Consider the following 910-nt stretch of genomic DNA (forward strand, 5'->3'; position numbering starts at 1 on the left):
TTCATACAGCATTTCAATGTGCGTGTTCTGGTAGTTGATAGTGTCGGTCAGTTGCTGGATTTCGGTTTTCTGGTCGCTATTAGCCTCTTTCAGTGCGGCATGCTCAGAACGGTAATAAAACGCCTCAAATGCAGAGGCCGCCGTAGCAACAACCAGAATAACGATCGTGTAATGAGTCAATGTCAACTTCATTCATCCAATCCCCAACATGTCAGTTCCGATTCCTGAGTGCGCCGTTCGACCTGACCATAACAGCCGTTCCCTTGGCCTTTGGTCTGGCGGCAGTCTTTACCACCGTCGAATATCCAGCGTTTAATCTCAGCACAAGCACCCGTTTTATCTCCCGCGTTGAGTTTCCGGTAGAACGTGGAAGAAAAACATTTGCCGGGACCAATGTTATACGGGCAGAAACTGGCAATACCCGCCACCTGAGGTTCAGTCAGCGGCGCTCGTACATTGCGTTTAACCCAGTCAATCGCCCGTTGAGCCTCGATCTGGTTCAGGGTATCGCATCGTTCGGCTGTCAGTGTCATACCCTGACGAACGGGAGCACCGTTTATCCGGGTCACGCCCCGGCAGATTGTCCAGATGCCGCCTGCATCCTGATAGACTGATAGCCGATTGCCCTCTTTCTCGTCCAGAAATTGAGAGAGAATGGCCGTAGCACTCGCCCCCGAAAGCACCAGACCAATGACCGCCGCCGTTAATTTAGTCTTGCTCTTTGCCATTGCGGTTAAACTCCCGGTGTTTGTAGTACCAGTTCACGGCGAATGTACCCACCGTGCAGATAATACCGACAACAATCGTCCAGTTGTTTAATGACAGGGCACCAAGCATAGCTGTGAATGCGCCCCATCCGTAGGCCAGGGCATGAGCATACTTTGATTACGTATTACCCAAAGAAGACTCT

Annotated in this window: 1 protein-coding gene and 2 pseudogenes; all 3 read right to left on the reverse strand. The window is 51.2% G+C overall.

What is annotated here, in order from left to right:
- A pseudogene (locus tag PSI15_RS18185) lies at positions 1-192 on the reverse strand (lysis protein); the annotation flags it as partial.
- Positions 189-728, reverse strand: coding sequence for a lysozyme (locus PSI15_RS18190; RefSeq protein ID WP_273584751.1), 540 nt, complete (start codon positions 726-728; stop codon positions 189-191). The gene PSI15_RS18190 and the pseudogene PSI15_RS18185, both read right to left, overlap by 4 nt.
- Positions 709-882: pseudogene (locus tag PSI15_RS18195) on the reverse strand (phage holin family protein); the annotation flags it as partial. The gene PSI15_RS18190 and the pseudogene PSI15_RS18195, both read right to left, overlap by 20 nt.
- Positions 883-910: the final 28 nt, after the last annotated feature.

Origin of the sequence: Xenorhabdus sp. PR6a (assembly GCF_028599065.1) — a bacterium.
Taxonomy (GTDB): Bacteria; Pseudomonadota; Gammaproteobacteria; order Enterobacterales; family Enterobacteriaceae; genus Xenorhabdus; species Xenorhabdus doucetiae.